The following is a 2,012-nucleotide window of genomic DNA, read 5'->3' as shown; positions in this document are numbered from 1 at the left end:
GGGGGCGGGGGCCGGCGCGCGCCCGGGCCGGGGGGGGGGGGCCCCCGCCCGCCCAGCTCGCGGCAGGCCGGGTGTGGGCGCGGCGGGGCGTTCCCGACCGGCGCGCCCGCCAGGGCGGGCTCAGGTCAGGTACAGCGCGATCGCCACGCACGTCGCGAACACCACGATCGTCCACCGCAGCACCTCCTGCGGGAGCTTGCGGGCGATCCGGGCGCCGACGTAGCCGCCGATGACGGTCGCCGGGGCGAGGACCGCCACGGCCAGCCAGTTCACCGGGCCGAAAGCGCTGTACAGCAGGACCGTCGTGATGCCGACCACGGCCGCGAAGACGTTGCGCAGCGCGCTGATCCTGCGCAGCGGCTCGTCCAGCACGAGCGAGACCGCGGCGAGCACGAGCACGCCCATGCCCGCGTTGAAGTAACCGCCGTAAACACCGCACAGGAAGAACACCACCTGCAGCTGGATCGCGGTTTTGCGCGGGGTGTTGTCCTTCGGGTTGCCCGCGAGGGCTTTCAGGCGCTTCTGGAACGCCATCATCATCGCCGCCGTCAGCACCAGGAACGGCACGACGGCCTCGAAAACGGCGCGCGGGGTGAACAGGAGCAGGGAGCTGCCGCACAGGGCGCCGACGACGATGGTCGGCACCACCGCCAGCATCCGCCTGCCCTGGCCGACCAGGTCGGGGCGGCTCGCGACGGCGCTGGAGGCGTAGCCGGGGGCCACCGAGAGGGCGTTCGTGACGTTCGCCGCGACGCCCGGCAGGCCCATGGCCACCAGCAGCGGGAACGTGATCAGCGAGCCGCCGCCCGCGATCGCGTTGATCCCGCCCGCGACCAGTCCGCCCCCGAACAGGGCGAACGCCTCCCACAGCTGCACCGCGCCTCACCCTCCACCACCGGCCTCGGCGCGGCAGCGCGCCGGGACCGGGAAACCTCTCGGACCAATCACCGCCGACCATGATGAAATGCCCGGTTCCGGAACATCAACCGGGTGTGACAGTTCTCTCCGGCGACGATTCCGACATCGCGGGCGAAAAGGCTCGCGGATATCACGCGGGTGGGCCGGGTCTCAATTTTCGAGTGGTGCGGGCGCGCATTTTCCGCCGTCCGGAGCGGGGCGCGCGGTCGCGGGGTGACGGAGCGGAGTCGGGGGTGGGGGCGCACGGCGGACACCCTGTCCGCCCGACCGCGCCACCGCCATCGAACGTCGCAACGAGCACCGGAGCACTGGTCACGCAGAGGCGCAAAACTGCGGACACATGCATAAGCCGTTGATGCGAACAGGTGGCGAGTTCGCCCGTTCGGGCCTAGGCGGACACGAAACGTGCTGACTACGGTCCGTTGTTCACCCCGCACTTGGAGGCTCGCGACGATGTCGCCGAAGAGCGTTGGCACGATCATGAAGCACCGGCACGAGAGGGTCGTGATCCTCAAGACCGGGTTGCGCGTCCACGGCGCGGAGGCCGTGACGATCGCCCGGCTCAGCACCACCAAGCCCGCCGACAGCGTGCCCTGCGTGGAGGCCCCGACCTGGTACGACGGCTACTGGGTGCGGCTCGACCAGGTCAGCACGGTCAAGTCCACCGAGCTGATCAGCGCCTGGACCGGTCCCGGCAAGCTGCCCGCGGAGCCGCTGGCGTCCGCGATCGCCCGCCTGGACGAGGAGGACGGGGAGGGCTGACCCCCGCTCACCCCACCGCCGCCAGGAGCAGCAGCTTCTCGTAGCTCTCGCTGCCCGGCTCCGCGGTGAACACCAGCAGCGTCTGCGCCTGCTCCGGGTCCACCAGGGTCTGGCACCGCAGCTCCAGCAGCCCCAACTCGCGGTGCGCGAACCGCTTCACCCCCGGATACCCCTCCCCCACCCGGTGCTCGGCCCACACCCGCGCGAACTCCGGGCTCCGCGCCAGCAGCGCGTCCCGGATCTCCAGCGCCCTGGGCTCCCCCGCGCTGCACGCCTGCCGGAACTGCGCCGCGTACCCCCGGCTGTGCAGCGCGTGGTCCTCCTCCGGGTGA

Annotated in this window: 3 protein-coding genes; 1 reads left to right on the top strand and 2 read right to left on the bottom strand. The window is 71.9% G+C overall.

Annotation, left to right across the window (positions count from 1 at the left end):
• Positions 1-120: 120 nt before the first annotated feature.
• Positions 121-876 (bottom strand): sulfite exporter TauE/SafE family protein, encoded by a 756-nt coding sequence (locus ACTUAL_RS27240; protein ID WP_096495495.1) that lies wholly within the window; start codon positions 874-876, stop codon positions 121-123.
• A gap of 495 nt (positions 877-1,371) precedes the next feature.
• Here ACTUAL_RS27240 and ACTUAL_RS27235 point away from each other — a divergent pair, with 495 nt between their 5' ends.
• Positions 1,372-1,680, top strand: a complete 309-nt coding sequence (locus tag ACTUAL_RS27235) for a hypothetical protein (protein ID WP_440902245.1) — start codon at positions 1,372-1,374, stop codon at positions 1,678-1,680.
• A 7-nt stretch (positions 1,681-1,687) separates the two neighbouring features.
• Here the strand turns inward: ACTUAL_RS27235 and ACTUAL_RS27230 are convergent.
• Positions 1,688-2,012: MmyB family transcriptional regulator (locus ACTUAL_RS27230; protein ID WP_440902244.1), on the bottom strand; the 325-nt coding region annotated here is incomplete at its 5' end.

This window comes from Actinosynnema sp. (assembly GCF_052038725.1).
This window is presented reverse-complemented; position numbering and strand designations above follow the sequence as displayed.

Excerpts from the sequence above, each read along its gene's own strand:
- ACTUAL_RS27235 (WP_440902245.1), top strand. The coding sequence starts at position 1,372 with ATGTCGCCGAAGAGCGTTGGCACGATCATGAAGCACCGGCACGAGAGG.